This is a genomic window from Nocardioides sp., assembly GCF_016462705.1.
Classification (GTDB): Bacteria; Actinomycetota; Actinomycetes; order Propionibacteriales; family Nocardioidaceae; genus Nocardioides.
In genome coordinates, this window is record NZ_JAEMSS010000090.1 from 1 (window position 1) to 16,691 (window position 16,691).

14 protein-coding genes are annotated in these 16,691 nt (G+C 72.5%); 6 read left to right on the forward strand and 8 right to left on the reverse strand.

Annotation, left to right across the window (positions count from 1 at the left end):
* The 4 genes from JHD21_RS12520 to JHD21_RS12535 all read right to left on the reverse strand — a co-directional run.
* Positions 1 to 253, reverse strand: a 253-nt coding sequence (locus JHD21_RS12520; protein WP_292675641.1) for a sec-independent translocase, incomplete at its 3' end; no start/stop codon positions are given.
* 13 nt (positions 254 to 266) lie between these two features.
* Positions 267 to 1,430 carry a P-loop NTPase gene (locus tag JHD21_RS12525; protein WP_292675643.1) on the reverse strand — a complete coding sequence of 388 codons (1,164 nt, stop codon included), beginning with the start codon at positions 1,428 to 1,430 and terminating at the stop codon, positions 267 to 269.
* Between the two features lie 36 nt (positions 1,431 to 1,466).
* Positions 1,467 to 1,982 carry a DUF1003 domain-containing protein gene (locus JHD21_RS12530; RefSeq protein ID WP_292675645.1) on the reverse strand — a complete coding sequence of 172 codons (516 nt, stop codon included), beginning with the start codon at positions 1,980 to 1,982 and terminating at the stop codon, positions 1,467 to 1,469.
* Positions 1,975 to 3,249, reverse strand: coding sequence for a CBS domain-containing protein (locus JHD21_RS12535; RefSeq protein ID WP_292675648.1), 1,275 nt, complete (start codon positions 3,247 to 3,249; stop codon positions 1,975 to 1,977). Before JHD21_RS12535 ends, JHD21_RS12530 begins: the two co-directional genes overlap by 8 nt.
* Before the next feature lie 54 nt (positions 3,250 to 3,303).
* Here JHD21_RS12535 and JHD21_RS12540 point away from each other — a divergent pair, with 54 nt between their 5' ends.
* Together JHD21_RS12540 and JHD21_RS12545 are read left to right on the forward strand one after the other, a co-directional pair.
* Positions 3,304 to 3,762 (forward strand): hypothetical protein, encoded by a 459-nt coding sequence (locus JHD21_RS12540; protein ID WP_292675651.1) that lies wholly within the window; start codon positions 3,304 to 3,306, stop codon positions 3,760 to 3,762.
* Positions 3,763 to 3,924: 162 nt separating this feature from the next.
* Positions 3,925 to 6,804: a cutinase family protein gene (locus JHD21_RS12545; protein ID WP_292675653.1), complete on the forward strand. Its 2,880-nt coding sequence runs from the start codon at positions 3,925 to 3,927 to the stop codon at positions 6,802 to 6,804.
* Positions 6,805 to 6,810: 6 nt separating this feature from the next.
* On the opposite strand, the gene JHD21_RS12550 is transcribed toward JHD21_RS12545, so the two are convergent.
* Genes JHD21_RS12550 through JHD21_RS12565 form a run of 4 tightly spaced genes read right to left on the reverse strand, consistent with a single transcriptional unit; the run spans position 6,811 to position 10,780 of the window.
* Positions 6,811 to 7,911: a hypothetical protein gene (locus JHD21_RS12550; RefSeq protein ID WP_292675655.1), complete on the reverse strand. Its 1,101-nt coding sequence runs from the start codon at positions 7,909 to 7,911 to the stop codon at positions 6,811 to 6,813.
* Between the two features lie 12 nt (positions 7,912 to 7,923).
* Positions 7,924 to 8,175 (reverse strand): DUF6752 domain-containing protein, encoded by a 252-nt coding sequence (locus tag JHD21_RS12555; protein WP_292675657.1) that lies wholly within the window; start codon positions 8,173 to 8,175, stop codon positions 7,924 to 7,926.
* The gene (locus JHD21_RS12560; protein ID WP_292675660.1) at positions 8,163 to 9,713 is read right to left on the reverse strand and encodes a class I SAM-dependent methyltransferase; all 1,551 of its coding nucleotides are present in this window, start codon (positions 9,711 to 9,713) and stop codon (positions 8,163 to 8,165) included. Before JHD21_RS12560 ends, JHD21_RS12555 begins: the two co-directional genes overlap by 13 nt.
* 17 nt (positions 9,714 to 9,730) lie before the next feature.
* Positions 9,731 to 10,780, reverse strand: coding sequence for a glycosyltransferase family 2 protein (locus JHD21_RS12565; RefSeq protein ID WP_292675662.1), 1,050 nt, complete (start codon positions 10,778 to 10,780; stop codon positions 9,731 to 9,733).
* A 43-nt stretch (positions 10,781 to 10,823) separates the two neighbouring features.
* Here JHD21_RS12565 and JHD21_RS12570 point away from each other — a divergent pair, with 43 nt between their 5' ends.
* The 4 genes from JHD21_RS12570 to JHD21_RS12585 all read left to right on the forward strand — a co-directional run bounded on the left by JHD21_RS12570 (position 10,824) and on the right by JHD21_RS12585 (position 16,608).
* Complete coding sequence (locus JHD21_RS12570) at positions 10,824 to 12,923, forward strand: DUF6077 domain-containing protein (protein ID WP_292675665.1); 2,100 nt, start codon at positions 10,824 to 10,826, stop codon at positions 12,921 to 12,923.
* 100 nt (positions 12,924 to 13,023) lie between these two features.
* A complete protein-coding gene (locus tag JHD21_RS12575) occupies positions 13,024 to 14,178 on the forward strand; it encodes a hypothetical protein (protein WP_292675668.1) in 1,155 nt (384 codons plus the stop codon).
* Entirely contained in the window at positions 14,175 to 14,717 is a 543-nt protein-coding gene (locus tag JHD21_RS12580; protein WP_292675671.1) for a hypothetical protein, read from the forward strand. Before JHD21_RS12575 ends, JHD21_RS12580 begins: the two co-directional genes overlap by 4 nt.
* Positions 14,718 to 14,724: 7 nt before the next feature.
* Positions 14,725 to 16,608 carry a peptidoglycan DD-metalloendopeptidase family protein gene (locus JHD21_RS12585; RefSeq protein WP_292675673.1) on the forward strand — a complete coding sequence of 628 codons (1,884 nt, stop codon included), beginning with the start codon at positions 14,725 to 14,727 and terminating at the stop codon, positions 16,606 to 16,608.
* Positions 16,609 to 16,691 lie beyond the last annotated feature (83 nt).

Sequence of the window (16,691 nt, forward strand, 5' to 3'; positions counted from 1 at the left end):
CCTCGGCGTCCTCCATCGCCTCGATGATGTGCTTGCGCACGATCGTGCGGGGGTCCAGGTCGCGCAGCTCGAGGTCGGCGTACTCCGGTCCGAGCTCGTCGCGCAGCTCGTCACGCGCGGCGTTGGCGAACTGCCGGGCCTTGCGGACCATCTGGCCGGCCTGCTTGGCCAGGTCCGGCAGCCGGTCGGGTCCGAAGACGAGCACCGCGACGAACGCGATGAGAGCCATCTCGGCCAGGCCGACGCCGAACACGGGACGTGGGCTCTCAGAGCCGGCCGGCGGGGGTGAGGCCGAGCTGCATGCCGGCCAGCCCTCGCTGCCGCCCGCCGAGCCGCTGGGCGACCTCGGTCAGGACCTGGGCCGCGAGTGCGGTCGGGTCGGACTCCACGATCGGCTTCCCGGCGTCGCCGCCCTCGCGCAGGGCCAGGTCGAGAGGGATGCGCCCGAGGACCGGGACGTCGTAGCCGAACCGGGCCGACAGCGTGCCCGCGACCCGGTCGCCTCCTCCGGAGCCGAACACCTCCAGTCGGTGCTCGGTCCCCGTCTCGGCGCAGTGAGGACAGGCGAGGTAGCTCATGTTCTCGATGACGCCCACCACCCGCTGGTGCATCATCGAGGCCATCGTGCCGGCCCGCTCGGCGACCTCCGCCGCGGCCTCCTGCGGCGTCGTGACGACCACGACCTCGGCGCCGGGGAGGTGCTGGCCGAGCGAGATCGCCACGTCGCCGGTGCCGGGCGGCAGGTCGAGCAGCAGCACGTCGAGGTCGCCCCAGTAGACGTCGGCGAGCATCTGGACGAGAGCCCTGTCGAGCATCGGACCGCGCCAGGCGACCACCTGGTCGCGGCGTGGCTTGAGCATCCCGATCGAGATGACCGAGACGCCCGAGCTCGTGGGGACCGGCATGATCAGGTCGTCGACCTGGGTGGGCCGGGTGTCGGCCACACCGAGCATCGCCGGGACCGAGTGGCCATAGATGTCGGCGTCGATCACCCCCACCCGCAGACCCTGACCGGCCATCGCGAGCGCGAGGTTGACGGTGACCGAGGACTTGCCGACACCGCCCTTGCCCGAGGCGATCGCGAAGACCTTGGTCAGGGAGCCGGGCTGGGAGAACGGGATCTCCCGCTGCGCCCTGCCGTCGCTGAGGATGTCCTTGAGGCCGGCGCGCTGCTCCGCGGACATGACGCCCAGGGTCAGGTCGACGTCGGTGACCCCCTCGACGGCACGCAGGGCGCCGTTGACGTCACGGGTGATGGTGTCCTTGAGCGGGCACCCGGCCACGGTCAGGAGCACGGTCAGCCGCACCAGTCCGGACTCGTCGACGTCGACCGACGCGACCATGCCGAGGTCGGTGATCGGGCGCTTGATCTCGGGGTCCTGGACGGTCGCCAGGGCGGCGGTCAGGCGGTCGACGGAGGGGAGGCTCATGATGCCTCCAGGGTAGTCGGCTCCCCCCGTGCCGGCTCAGTCGACCGACTCGTCGTCCTCCTTGGAGCGGTCCTCCAGCTCGTTGAGCAGCGACCGCAGCTCCGAGCGCAGGAAGTCGCGGGTCGCGACCTCGCCGACGGCCATCCGCAGCGAGGCCACCTCGCGGGCGAGGAACTCCATGTCGGCGTGCGCGCGGGCGTTGGCCTGCCGGTCCTGCTCGGCGATGACCTTGTCGCGCTGCTCCTGCCGGTTCTGGGCCAGGAGGATCAGGGGCGCGGCGTACGACGCCTGGAGGCTGAGCATCAGCGTCAGGAAGATGAACGCATAGGGGTCCCAGGTCCAGTCCGAGGGCGCCAGGGTGTTCCAGACGACCCAGACGGCGACGAACGCCGTCATGTAGAGCAGGAACCGCGCGGTACCCATGAACCGGGCGAACTGCTCGGCGAAGGTGCCGAAGGTGTCGGGGTCGTACGCCGGGCGCCGCACCAGCGGCTGCCGACGGCTCTCGCGAGGCGTGTCCAGGCGGGCCCGGCGGGAGCGCGGCTCAGCCATCGCCCACCACCCGCGTCGACCCGGAGGACGCGACGGCGCGGTCGCGCCAGTTGTCCGGGAGCATGTGGTCCAGGAGGTCGTCCACGGTCACCGCGCCGATGAGGTGTCCGTTCTCGTCGACCACGGGCGCGGCCACTAGGTTGTAGGTCGCGAGGTGGGCCGCGACCTCGCCGATCTGGGCCTCGGGTCGCAGGCTCTCCATGGAGTCGTCGAGAGCGCCGGCCACCAGGGTCGACGGCGGCTCCCGGAGCAGCCGCTGGATGTGGGCGACCCCGAGGAACCGGCCGGTGGGCGTCTCCAGGGGTGGCCGACAGACGTAGACCAGGGCGGCCAGGGCCGGGGTGAGGTCGGGGTTGCGGACATGGGCCAGCGCGTCGGCGACGGTGGCGTCCGGGCCGAGGATGACCGGCTCTGAGGTCATCATCGCCCCGGCCGTGTCCTCGACGTAGGACATCAGCCGCTTGACGTCCTCGGCCTCGTCGGGCTCCATCAGCTCGAGGAGCCGCTCGGCGGTCTCGGGCGGCAGCTCGGCCATCAGGTCCGCGGCGTCGTCGGGGTCCATCTCCTCCAGGACGTCGGCCGCCCGCTCGCCGGCGAGCTGGCCCAGGATCTCGACCTGGTCCTCCTCGGGCAGCTCCTCGAGGACGTCGGCGAGCCGCTCGTCGCTCAGGGCCGCCACGACGGCTGCCCGTCGGTCCGCCGGGAGGTCGTGGATCACGGTGGCGGCGTCGGCCGGCCGGAGCTCGTTGAGCGCATGGATCAGCTGGGTGGCGCCCTGGGTCGGCTCCCTGCGGGTCAGGCCCTCGACCTCGCCCCACTCCGCGACGTGGGTCTGCCCACGGCGTCGCAGCGCCTTGGCCGGCTCCTGCACCGCCACCCGGCTGATCACCCAGTCGCGGTTGCGGGCCTGCTCCATGCCGATGTCGTAGACGGTGCCGGTGATCCCGGACGGGGTGATGGTGACCGTCTTGTCGAACAGCTCGCCCACGACGAGCGTCTCGGTGGAGCGCTGCTCGAACCGGCGCATGTTGAGGAGACCGGTCGTGTAGACCTGGCCGGCGTCGACGTTGGTCACCCGGGTCATCGGCACGAAGATCCGGCGTCGGCCGAAGACCTCGGCCACCATCCCGAGCACCCGGGGCTGGCTCGACTCCGAGCGCACGGCTGCCACGAGGTCGCGGACCTTGCCGACCTGGTCCCCCTGGGGGTCGAAGATCGGCAGGCCGACCAACCGGGCGGCGTACACGCGAGAAGGAGCCGTGCTCACGTGGGGTCACGCTACCGGCCGGGGGGCGCGGGGGGCGTCTCCTAGACTCGTGGCATGAAGAGGCTCGTGGCTCGACTCGCGGCAGGGTCCGTGGCGGCGGTGCTGTTGCTCGGTGGGTGCGGTGACGACACCGCCACCGACCCGTCGGCGGCGGACGGCTCGGGCTCGAGCAGCTCGGAGAGCCCGTCGGCCTCGGTCGACACCTCGGAGCCCGCCGAGCCGACGCCCAGCGAGTCGCCGATCGTGCCCACGGAGACCGCGGAGCCGCTGCCGGACTGGCCGGCCTGCACCGACATCTGGGTCGAGGGCGCGAAGCTGCCCGCCGACTACAAGGGATGCCTCGAGGACCAGACGGCGGTGAAGGCGAAGAACCAGTACTGCGAGTTCGGCAAGAAGCTCGTCACCTACGGCGACCGGTTCTGGGCCGTGCGCGGTGGCCTGGTCAACGACGCGGGGGGACCGCTCAAGGACAGCGCGGACTACCGCGACGACCTGGCCTCGTGCCAGGGCTGACGACCTCCGGCCGAAGGCTTGCGGGAATTACAGTCTTGTAGTTAGCCTCAAAGGCTTCGTCACACCAGTCACACTGGTTACAGTCCTCGCATGCAACGCCGTTCCCCCGGTAATGCATGGCCCGGCTTCCCCGTCTGGAAATCCCTCTCGGTGGCGTCAGCCATGTCCCTTCTCGCTGCCCTGCTGGCGGTGGTGGTGGTGAGCGCGCCGTCGGGCGCCGCCTCCGCACCGGCCGCCGCTCCGGCGGCGTCGACCTGCGCCCCCGTGCTGCTGGTCGGCGTCGAGGGTCCGCGCGACAAGCGGGCGGCCGGTGCGACGTTCTCGCCCGCGCTGATGCAGGTGGGAGAGACCTTCCGGGCCCGTGCGGCCGCCACCGGCCGGGGCGTCCAGCTCGTCCGCATCACGACCCGCGGCGCCAGCCCCGAGAAGCTCGTGGGCAAGGCGCTGAAGGCGAAGGCCAAGCAGGCGGTGACGGTGGGCTCGGCCAACGCATGGATGGACAAGGTCGGCAAGGCCCAGTCCCGGACCGCCGCCGCGCTGTCCGCGGCTGCCGCCGCGTGCCCGGAGCAGCAGATCGTGCTGGCCGGCTACAGCCAGGGTGCCACCGCGCTGCACCGCTCGCTCGCCGCCCTGGAGAGCGCGTACGGCGCACGTCTCATGGGCGCGATCCTGATCGGCGACGCCGACAAGGTCCGCCGCACCAACGCCAGCGTGGTCGGAGCCCCCGCGGCGTCGAAGCGCGGCCGCGGGATCGGGACCCGGCTCCTCGGCAACACCGTGGACGCACCCGCCAGCCCTACGGGGACCCCGGTCATCAGCGTCTGCTCCAAGGGCGACGTGGTCTGCGACCTGCGGGGCAACCCCGCGGGCAAGGCCGTCGAGAAGCACAAGAGCTACGGCGCCGGCGCCGGCGCCGCCGCCGTGGCCTCGGCCGCCTCGAGCATGTGGTCCCGGGTCGCCAGCTGGGCGCGGGCCTCGCTGACCAACGTCCAGGTCCCCGCCAACGTGGCGGGCACCCAGCAGCTCACCGTCGACGTGGACCCCGCCTACGCCGGGTCGGTCGAGTGGTCGCAGATCAGTGGGCTGCCGCCGGGCGCCAGCATCAGCCCCACCGGCATGCTCAGCTACCCCGCGCTGGCGGAGGGCAGCTGGACGGTCAGCTACGCGGTCCGGACCACCGACCCGCCGTCGCCCCTGTCCTACGGCCAGTTCGTCCTCACCGCCGCCAACCCGGAGCCGATGGTGAGCGCGGGTGGCCAGTCGGCGTGCGAGGTCCGCGCGGACACCACGCTGTGGTGCTGGGGCAACGCGGCGTACGGCCAGGTCGGAGACGGCCAGACCAAGGACCGGATCAACCCGCAGCCGATCGGCACCCCGGGCTGGGGCAGCGTCAGCGCCAGCGGGTCGACGGCCTGCGGCATCCGACTCGACCAGACGCTCTGGTGCTGGGGCATGAACCACCGCGGCCAGCTCGGCATCGGCGAGAAGCCCCGACAGCTCGCCCCCGTGCAGGTCGCGCCGTTGCAGCGCTTCGTGCAGGTGTCGACCGGTTGGCTCAACACCTGTGCGATCGCCATCGACACCTCCCTGTGGTGCTGGGGCGACAACAGCCGAGGCCAGGTCGGCGTCGGTGACACCAAGACGCGCTACACGCCCACCCTGGTGAGCCCGTCCGGGTGGACCTCGGTCACGGTCGGCGGCTACTACGCCTGCGGCACCAGGTCGGACGGCGCGGCCAGCTGCTGGGGCCAGAACTCCTTCGGCCAGCTCGGCACGGGGGTCACGACCAACAGCAGCGTGCCGGCGGCTGTGGCCGGCGGGTTGGCGTGGCAGCGGCTGGACGCCGGCTGGGCGACGACCTGCGGGATCACGACCGCCGGGGCGGCGTACTGCTGGGGCCTCAACGACCTCGGGCAGGTGGGCTCGGCCGGCGGCAACACGGCCACGCCTCGAGCCGTCGAGAGCGCCACGACGTGGACCTCCATCAGCGTGGGCGACAGCTTCGGCTGTGGCGTCACGACAAGCTCCGAGGCGATCTGCTGGGGCAGCAACCGCTACGGGCAGCTCGGCGACGGCCAGGGTGCCAGCCTGCGTGGTCGCACGGCCAAGGTGAGCGGCACCTGGGACAGCGTGGACGCCGGGTGGTACTCCGTGTGCGCACGCCCCGTGAGCGACGCGCCCAGCGTCTGCTGGGGCAACAACGAGCGCGGCCAGCTCGGCCGCGGCGACCGCACCAACCGCAACACCCCCCGCGGCCAGGTCGCGGGCAGGGCGTTCCCGGTGCAGGAGCGCCGGAACCCGAACCAGTTCGTGGCGACCAGCTTCAACATCCTGGGCAGCCAGCACACCGAGCCGGGTGGCGGCGTGCCCGAGTGGGCGCCCGGCCGGCTGCGCAGCGAGTGGGCCGCCAACCTCATCCAGAAGACCAGCACCGGGATCATGGGCTTCCAGGAGATCCAGCCCGACCAGATCAACACGCTCGACCGGATCATCGGTGACCGGTTCGACTTCTGGCCCGGCAACGCCAACGGCCCCCGGGCCGCGTGGCAGACGGTGGCCTGGGACAACACGAAGTGGGAGCTGGTCACCGCCGAGAACGTGGACCTCCCGGTGCTCGGCAAGACCCGGCCGCACCCGCTGGTGCTGCTCCGCAACAAGGCGACCGGCAGGTCCACGTGGCTGTTCAACATCCACAACTCCTCCAAGAACACGCCGGAGCGCAAGAAGGAGCGCCGCAAGGCCCTCAAGCTCATCGTCAAGGAGGTCGTGAAGAAGCGCAGGGACGGGACGCCGCTGATCCTGCTCGGCGACTTCAACGACCGCACCGAGGCGTTCTGCACGGTCACGGGCAAGACCGACCTCAAGGCCACCAACGGGGGCGCCTTCAAGAAGGGCAAGTGCAAGCCCCCCAAGAACATGGGGATCGACTGGATCTTCGCGTCGAAGGACCTCGCGGCCGAGTCGTTCACCCGGGACCGCAACCTGATGATCCTGCGGATCACCGACCACCCGGTGATCTACAGCACGATCAGGTTCAAGTAGGCCCGGTCAGCGACGCCGGCGTAGCCGGTCGACCCAGCGGGAGATCGTCGAGCGGGTGTCGGCCTGGCCGCCCATCCCCTGACCCGCACCCGGCCGCACCCCGTCCTTGAGGTCGCTCAGCAGCCGGGCGGCCAGGTCCAGGGCGACGTCCGCGACCTCGGCGTCGGTCACCGACGAGGGGTGCCGGCGCTCGGGCAGGTCGTCCGGCACCCGTAGCGACTCCAGGTCGCCGACGACGTCGTAGCCGCGCTCCCGGATGAGGGCGACGGCCGCCTCGCCGCGGCGGCGGCAGTCCTCGACCTGGTCCGGGCCGGGCCAGAACCGTTCACCGCCGCGGGGGACGAGCCGCTCGTCGGCCAGGAAGGACCGGATCCACACCCCACGGTCGAACGCCGCGTCGAAGCCGACCAGCCGCGCGTTGAGCCGTCGCAGCGTCTCCGCCTCGACGACGCCCATCGAGGCGTTCGGGAAGCGGCCGGCGTCGCCGACGATGCCGGGCGCGATGCCGAGGACCGTGCAGAACGACCGCCAGAGCTCGTCGGGGGGAGCCCCGGAGCCGGGGACCGGGACGATGTGGACCCGGTCGGGTGGGAGGTCGGCGGCCCAGCGGTCCAGCACCAGCCCGAGGTCGAGCGCCCGCCAGTCCCAGACCTCCAGCGGGTCGTCGGACTCGCCGTGGCCGTAGTCCTCGATCGGGACGGTCCCCTTGTTCTTCAAGGACTCCTGCCAGCTCGAGGTGAACAGACCGAGCGGCTCGCGCGCGGTGAGCACGAGGTGCACCTCGGCGGGGGCGAGGTCCGAGAGCACCCGGGCCGCCTGCTCCGCCGAGGCCGCGCCGAAGAACTCGTGGCTGATCAGGGCGTCACCACCCCACGAGCTCGTCTCGGCCAGGAGCACCTGCCAGGAATGGGGGGCCTTGGGGTTGCGGCGCGCCACCCGAGGGTCGTCGCGCACCACCAGCGAGGCCCACAAGTGGTCGCGCCGCTCGCGACCTGGGACCAGCAGCTCCGCGTCCGCGAGCTCCTCGCGGTGCGCCCACAGGATCGTCTGCAGGTAGCTGGTCCCGGTCTTGGGGAGACCGAGGTGCAGGAAGACGCGGCGGGCCACGGTGGGTCCGGCTCAGCCGAGCTGCTCGGTGTACTTCGCGAGCACCTCGTCGACGGCGGCCTGGTCCCGACGCGACAGCGGAACGAGCAGCTCTTGCACGATGTCGGTCAGCTCGGCGAGACGGTGCTGGTCGCGCCGGCACTCCTGGACCTCGTCCTCGAGCTCGGCCACCCGCTTGGCCAGCTTGGCGACCTCGATCCGCAGCTTGACGGGGCCGAAGCGCTGCAGGCCCTCCCGGACGTTGTGTCGGTTCAGCTGTGCCATGCGACCACCATCCTGCATGTCGTCCGGCCTCGGGCATCCGGGCCGCTGTCCGTGCGCTCCACGACGCTCCCACCGCGCTCGCCGAGCTCGTGCACGACGAGCTCGGGGTCGAGGGGGTGCAGGAGATGCCGGTGCACCCACCTGTCGTCGTCCGCCGCCGCGGTCAGGAACTCCAGGTAGAGCCGGCCGTCCGGGCCGCACGCCATCTCGGCGAGCCGCCACAGGTTCCGCCGCCCGGCGGCCGGCACCGCGTCGGCGACGTGCCGCGCCATCAGCGCGTGCGTCCCGGGCTCGTGGGCGAGCCGGGCGCCCCAGCCGAGCACGTGCCGCAGCTCCAGCAGGTTGAGCATCGCGAACCGCAGGCGGAGGTCGGGACGCTGCGCCGCCCACTCGGTCATGAACTCGTAGGCCGTGGGGGCGTAGTCGACGCCCAGCACGTCGTACCCGCGCCGGGCCAGCCATCGAGCCGCGCCACCGCGGCCGCACCCGATGTCGGCGATCCTGACGTCCGTCGGTTCGCGCTCCTGCACCCAGCGGGCGAGAGTCGGCGGCTTGCGGCGCGGGTTGGCCCGGCGGTGACCGAGATAGCGGCGGTCCCAGTCCTTGCGGTTGACCCGGGTGCCCCGGAACCAGTCGTTGAACCGGAGGTACGTCGTCCGCGGGGTCTCGTAGACGAACGCCGGGTCGGGGGTGCGCCAGCCCGGGCCGTAGGTCGCGGTGAGGAAGGCGTCGGTGTCCGCCGGCGCCGGGAGGGTGCGGCCCTCCAGTGTCGTGGTGCCCAGGGGAAAGACCGCCGACTCGGGCAGCGGCACCCGGATCTCGCCCATCACCATCAGGTGCCCGTGGGCGTAGAACCCGCCGAACACGTCCAGCCCACGCACCGACCCGTCGCTCTCGGTCACGAAGACCTTGATGCCGGCGCCGCTGTATCGCTCGATCCGGTAGCCGAGGTCCGCGAGCCGGCGCTCGATCGCGTAGGACTCCCGGATCACGTCGACCGGGACGGTCTTGCGGCTGACGTACGCCAGGTCCGCGTCGGAGTCGTGTCCGAGCAACCGCCCCTCGCGGACCGCGCCGAGCAGCGTCCCGTAGGCGGGGAACGCCGCGACGCCGATGCCGTGCAGGGCGTCGAGGATCCGCTCGACGGAGTCGAGCAGGGGAGCGGTCTGCGCCTCGCTGCGGGTCTCGAAGGTCCGCTGCAGGCGGCCGTCGTTGTCGATGCCGACCGGGCGGCCGTGGGCGTCGACGATGCTGATCCGTCCCTCGCCGGTGCCGAAGCGGTGCTCCTGGTCGTGCAGCACGGTGTCGTCGACGTGCGCGCGCAGCTCGACCCGCGCGGAGCCGTCGAGGAACTTGCCCAGCCGCTTGGGCCAGGGGATGAACCGGTCGCCCCCGCCGGGGAGCGCCTCACCGTCGCGCAGGACCCAGAACGACCAGATCCGGCGGCCGTCGAAGAGGACGTCGACGACGACGTCCTCGCCCGCCGTGCGGGCGACGATCCCGTCACCGTCGACCCGCTCGACCGAGGCGGTGGCCACACTCGACAACTCGACTCCTAGATCGCCCGGCGCGCCAGCGACCAGTAGGCCACCGAGACGCGTCGGAGCATAGTCGGCACGGAGAGCCCGTCGACCCCTGGCGTGACGTCACCGCTGAGCAGCTCGGCCAGCCGGGTGTCCGGCACGACCCGCGCGGCCTGGACCTCGCGGCGGCGGCGGCGGACCAGACCGGCGTGCCGCAGCAGCCACCACCAGCCGGCGACCTTGCGGCCGGCCCAGCCGCCCTTGACCGCCATCGCCAGCATGGCGAGCTCCATCGCGACGAGTGGGACCAGCACCGCCGCGAGCAGCCGGCCGGAGTAGACGGTGAGCACCATGAGCAGCCGGTTGCGCTCGAGCAGGTAGAGCTTCTGCGGGTTGCGGCTGAACTCGTAGCGGTGCAGCACGATCGCCTCCGGGACCAGCACCACGCGCCAGCCCCGTTGCCAGCAGCGCAGGCTGAGGTCGGTGTCCTCGCAGTAGGCGAACATCGGCTCGCAGAACCCGCCCAGTGCCGCGAACCGGTCGGCGCGCACCGCGGTCGCGGCACCGGTCGTCGATGTCACGTCCTCGTGGCCCGAGCGGCCGTGCTCGTACGCCGTGGCGGCGAGCCCGAGGCCGCCGGCCCAGCTGAGCCCGAGGTAGTGCACCGGGTTGCCGGCGGAGTTGAGCGTCTCCGGGTCGTCGTAGAGCCGCAGGGAGGCTGTGGTCAGACCGACCTCCGAGCCTGGCTCACCCAGACCGGCCACCAACGCGCCCAGGGCGTCCGAGCGGACGACGGCGTCACCGTTGACGAAGGCCAGGAACTCGCCCGTCGCCCGGTCCGCGCCGAGGTTGCACCCGGCCGCGAACCCCAGGTTGCGCCCGGGCCGGACCACGGTCACCCCCGCGACCGACGCCAGGACCTCGACGGCGTCGGACGTGCAGCCGTTGTCGACCAGCACGACGTCGGGACGCACGTCCTCGGACGCGAGGACGGCGCGCACCGACTCCTCCAGCACCGGCTCGTCCCCCCACGCGAGGATCACGGCGGTGACCGTGGGTCGCGAGTCGGTGGGAACGGGCATTCGTCATACCCTAGGGCCGCCCTCCACCTAGGCAGGACTTCCCGTGCTCCGCAGACTCCTCGACGCACTGCTCGACTGCGCCGTCGTCTCCTTCGCCCTCTGGACCCTGCTCTACTGCCTCGGCCTGGCCACGCAGTGGTCGCTGTTCCCGTCCGGGTGGCTCTGGCTGGCCGCCACCGCCGCCCTGGTCGCCTGGCAGGTGGTCGCCGTGTGGCGCAGCCAGTACGAGCTCGACGACGACCTGGACCGGCCCGAGCCGGTGGCCGTCGACCGGGTCCGCCGGGCCGCGCCCGGGGCTCTGCTCGTGGCCGGGCTCGTCGGCACCGCGGTCGCCGCCGTCGGCGGGGTCGTCTGGACCGCCGGGACGTTCCGCTTCACCTGGCTCGCGACCGTGGCGGCGACGGCGTGCCTCCTGCTGTGGTCCTACCTGAACGGTCGGTACCAGGCGCCGACCGCCGACGCCTGGACCCGCGCGAAGGAGGAGCACGGCAGCGCCTGGGACGACGCCGTCGTCCTCGGCGTCCTGGCGCTCACCACCGTCGCCAGCCTGTTCATCCACCTGGCCGACACCGACGACCCCTACTACGTCAACCGTTCGGTCTGGGTGGCCGAGCACGGCAACGCCGCGACGCTGGACACGATGTTCAGCCCCGAGGTCCTCAACTCGCCGTACGGCGGGGGAGTGCCGATCGCCTCCATCGAGTCGCTGTTCGGGGTGATCGCGCACATGACCGGCCTGCACGCCGGGACCGTCACCTACCTCGTCGCGACGCCGGTCTTCACGGCTCTCTCAGTGTGGGCGATCTGGCGGCTGGTGCGGCGCTGGGCACCGCGCCGGGCCGTGTGGGTCCTGGTGGCGGCCATCGCGTTCCTGATGCTCAGCGGCGACTCGATGCTCGGCAACTTCTGGATCGTCCGGATGTGGCAGGGCAAGGTCATGGCGGTCACGTTCCTGATGCCGCTGATCTGGGCCTACCTCACCGCGCTGCACGACGCCGACCGGCTGGGTGACCGCCGGCAGCGGAACCGCGCGCTCGCGCTGCTCCTGGCCTCCGGTGTGGCCTTCTTCGGGTTCACGCCGACCGCCGTGGTGTGGGGGCCGGTGATGTTCGGCGTGGTGGTCCTGGTCGCGGCGCTGGTCCGCTCACGCACGCTGCTCCTCGGCGGCGGGCTCATGGTCGTCGGCCCCGTCGTCAGCGGGCTCGCCGTGATCGCCTTCTCCACGGACGTGGGCGGGGAGGACCCGACCGCCCTGCCGGCCCGGGCGTCGTTCGTCCGGATGCTGGGCGAGGTGGGTCCGATGGTCGCGCTGGCCCTGGTCGCCCTGGCGGCGGCGCCGCTGCTCGCGCGCCGTGGGGCCGCGGGCGCGCTCGCGGGAGCCTCGGCCCTGGTGGGGGTCCTGGTCTACGCCCCGGGCGTGCTCGACCTGATCAACGCCGTCACCGGGTCGGGACCGATCCTGTGGCGGATGCTCTACGTCGCGCCCGTGCCGGTGCTCGTCGGGCTGCTGGTCGCGCTGCCCTGGGCCAAGGGGGACCGCCCCCGGACGACGGAGGCCGAGGCGGACGAGCCCAACGGCGTACGCGGCGACGTACGCAGCGACGAACGCAGCGACACGCTCCGGCGGGCGGGTGCGCTGGCCGGTCTGGCGGCGGTCGTGGTCGGCTTCGCGCTGGGCGGCCGGCCCGTGTGGTCCTACACCGGCCACGGCGGGCCCGTGACGGTCTCGGAGCGTCCGGAGTGGAAGCTGGACACCGAGGCGCTGGCCGACGTCGAGCTGCTGGCGGACCGTGACCTCAGCGGCACGGTCCTGCTGCCACCGCGCTGGATGAAGGTCCTCACGATGTACACCACCGAGGCGTTCCCGGTCGTGCCGCGGGAGTGGTTCATCCAGAACATGGAGGAGCCGCTGGCGAGCACCCAGGCGCGCCGGATGCTCTACGAGGTGGCGGACGGCAAGGGACCCTTCCCCAGCGAGGGCAACGTCGCCAAGGCGCTCGAGCAGCTCGAGGTCACGCTCGCCTGCGTAGGGCAGGCCAAGGACGCCGACCGGGTGGTGGAGATCTACGCCGCGGCGGGCTACCGGAACCAGGAGACGATCGGGTCGTTGACCTGTCTCTGGAGCGTTCCCGGCCGGTCCTGAATCGGCCCGGGGACGACCGCTGCCCCTGTATCCTCCAAGTGCCCGGAGCCACCCCGATGACCGCCCGAGCAACGCCCGATCAACGCCTGAGAAGAGCTGGATGAACTCGCCGCGCGCAGTGCTGCACGTGGGGCTCCCGAAGACCGGGACGTCCTTCCTGCAGGGTGTGCTGCGCGGCAACGCCGAGGTGCTCGAACGTCACGGCGTGCGGTTGCCGGACGGGTCGAAGACGCCGAGCCAGCAGCTCTTCCTCGCCGTCCTCTACCTCACCGGTCGCTCGGAGACCTGGGGCCGGTCCGCGGACGCCGGACGCCGGGCCTGGGAGCGCTTCGCCGCCGACGTACGCCGGCGTGGCGGCACCACCGTCATCAGCAGCGAGACGCTGTGCCTGGCCACCGACGAGCAGATCGGACGGATCCTGTCGGACCTCCGCGGCGTCAGTGGAGAGGTGGACGTCGACGTGGTCGTGACCGTGCGGGACCCGGCCCGCCAGGTCCCCGCCGAGTACCAGGAGGGCGTGAAGCACGGACGCCGCCTGTCCTACCCCAAGTTCCTGGACACGGTCCTCGCGCCGGACGGCGCCGACGGGAAGCGCGGGTCCACGAGACGTCGCTTCTGGAACGCGCAGGACCCGGTCGCGGTGCTGGACCGTTGGGCGGCACGCGTCGGTCCCGAGCACTGCCACGTCGTCACCTGCCCGCCGCCCGGTGCCGACCCCACCCTGCTCTGGTCGCGGATGGCACACGTCCTGGGTGTCGACGAGGTCGCCGTCGAGATGCCGCCCCGGGAGGTCAACACCTCCCTCGGCGCCGTCCAGATCGAGGTCCTGCGCCGGCTCAACCGCCGGGTCACCCGACAGGGCAACGAGCGGGTCTACGGCGACGTGGTCAAGCGGCTCTACGCCGGCACCATCCTGCGCGGTCAGGGCGGGGACAAGCTGCGGCTCCCCGCCGCGTACGCCGACCGGGTCCGGTCCCTCGCCTCCGAGTGGGTGGAGCAGCTGACGGAGCGGGGCTACCCCGTGTCCGGGGACCTGGCCGACCTGGTGCCCGAGGTCCCGGAGCGCGACGCCGAGACCCGCACGGGTGCCGCCACGATGCTGGTCTCCTCCCTGGATGCCACCGCCGAGCTGCTCCGCGAGGTGGAGCGGCTGCGGGAGGAGAACAGCCGGCTGCGCACGGAATCGGCCGGGTCCCGGCTGCGTCGGCGCCGCCCGGCGAAGGCCGTCAAGGCCGGCGCGGGAGGGCGGCTATGACTGCCGGGGCCCGCAAGGCCGACGGTGGTCTCCGCGGCACCCTGCTCAACATCGGCGGCGCGGCGCTGGCGGTCGCGCTCCTCGCCACCGCGGTGATCCTGCTGGTGTTCGGCGACCACCTCGTCTCCGACGATCCGCCGAGCACCGGCGACCAGGCCGGCCCGGTCGACACCGACCGGAGCAGCGAGGCCCCTCCTGACGAGACCGACGAGAGCGACGAGGTCGTGGAGGCGGCCACGGCCGTGCTCGACACGTGGTCCCAGCCGGCTCTGCGTTACGACGAGTGGTGGCAGGCTCTCGAGCCGCTCCTGACCCCGGGAGGCCGCGAGGCCTACTCCTTCACCGACCCGACGACCGTGCCCGAGCTCACCGAGCTCGCCGCGGACCACGTCGTCCTCAACCCCTCCGGCGCCACCGCGACGGTCTGGTTCGAGACCAGCGACGGTGTCTTCGGCGTCGACCTGTCCCGCAAGTCGACGACCGACACCTGGCTGGCCAACCGGGTCGTCTTCCCGGGCGAGGAGTCGATGTTCGCATGAGGTCCGCATGAGCCACCGGTCTCGGTCCTGGTCCCGCCCCCGCCGCGCGTGGGCGGGTGCACTGGCGTCCCTCCTCGTGTCGGCGGGGCTCGCCGGGACCCCGCTGGCGGCGGCGCAGCCCGACCAGGCCGTGAGCGCCGACGAGAAGCGCCAGGACGCCGTGACGGCCCGACACCTCCGGTCCTGTGCCAGGCCCGCCCTGTCACCCAGTGTCCGGCTGGTGCCGCAGAAGCAGGGCGCCGACGCGACCGGCCCCCAGCAGGTGGCCCGCGACGTCGCCGCCGCCGGCCGGGAGCTGCGGGCCTCCGCCCGGGCGCAGGCCCTGGCCGTCGCCGCGGTGCTGGCCGGCGACCTCGACGACGGCTGGCCGGCGAAGCGGTTCTACCAGCGCCTCGACCGGATCGACGGCTGGGAGACGCTCCCGCCCACGATCGCGGTCCACCGGGTGCTGGGCACCCCTGACCCGTTCCGCTACGAGAAGCACTGGACGGAGGCCGTCCGGATGCTGGCCTCGCTGTCCCCGGCGAGGCCCCAGACCGTCGAGAGCCTGGTGTCGGCCGGGGGCCGGGCCCCGTCGCGCTGCTACGCCGCGGCGTCCGACGTCAGCGCTCTCCCGCTGCCGCCCGGCACGGCGTTCCAGGTGACACCGTCGACAGCGGTCGCACCGGCAGCCGACCCGGCGTCGGCGACCGGCCCGGCAGCGCCGGCGCCGCGGCGCGAGACCCTGTTCAAGGCGGCCTGCGGAACGCCGGTCGTCGCGGCGACCGCGGGCACCGTGACCGTCACCCAGGACAACCCGGCGGCCGGGCCGTGGCTGATCAGCGTCCGCAGCGCCGAGGGCATCGTCTCCTGGTACTCCCACGTCCAGAACCCCAAGGTCGGCGACGGCGACACGGTGCTCGTCGGCCAGCAGCTCGCGGAGATCGGTGACCTGGGCGAGGTCGACACCTGCGCGCTCGGGATCTCGATCCAGTCGGTCAACGCCCAGGGCAAGACCAAGGAGCTCGACCCCGTCGGCTACCTCACCCAGCTCGGCGCCGCGGTCCCGGAGGGACCCACGATCATCCCCGAGACCGGCTTCCGGATCGCGACCTACAACGTCCTCGGCTTCCACCTCACCGCGCCCGGGGGTGGCCGGCCCGGGTGGGGCAACGGCGCCAGCCGCGTCGCCGCCGGGAAGGCCAAGCTGGAGGCCGCCGGCGTCGACATCGTGATCCTCAACGAGTTCGAGTCGCCCCAGGCGGCGGTCTTCGAGAGCGACCCGGAGTGGACCCTGCACCGGGCCACCCCCAACAACGTCTTCCGAGACGGCAACTCCAACGGCAACGCCATCGCCTGGAAGACCGCGGACTGGAAGCTCCTCGAGTCGACCGAGTTCCTGGTGCCCTACAAGACCACGCTGCACATGCCCGTGCTGACCCTGGAGAACCTCGACACCGGCGCGGTCATCCGGGTGATCGGCGTGCACAACCCGGCGTCCACCGCGAGGGCCGGCAACCAGCAGGCGGCGCGCAACAACGCCCGGGCCATCGAGATCGCGGGCATGCAGGAGCTCCGGGCCGAGGATCCCGACATCCCGATCCTCATCGCCGGTGACATGAACGAGCGGGAGACCGTGTTCTGCTCTTTCACCGGGACCGGCTTCCTGCAGTCCTCGGCCGGCGGCTCAGTCGGCGGCAGCTGCCAGTACCCGCGGCACGGACCGGTCGACTGGATCTTCGGGACCCTCGACCTCGACTTCCTGGGCCAGGACATCGACCAGTCCTTCCTCGGCCGGATCAGCGACCACCCCTTGGTCCTGGCGGACGTGGTCTTCCCGCAGCACGAGGCCCCGGACGCGCCCGAGGAGGTCGGCGACCCGAACCTCAAGGCGGGTGCCGGCAAGGGCTGAGCGTTCCTCGGCGCCTCGCCGGTCTTGGGGCTGGGCGTGGTGCCCGCGCGCGTAGCCGATCGAGTCTCGCCGTCAAGGACGCT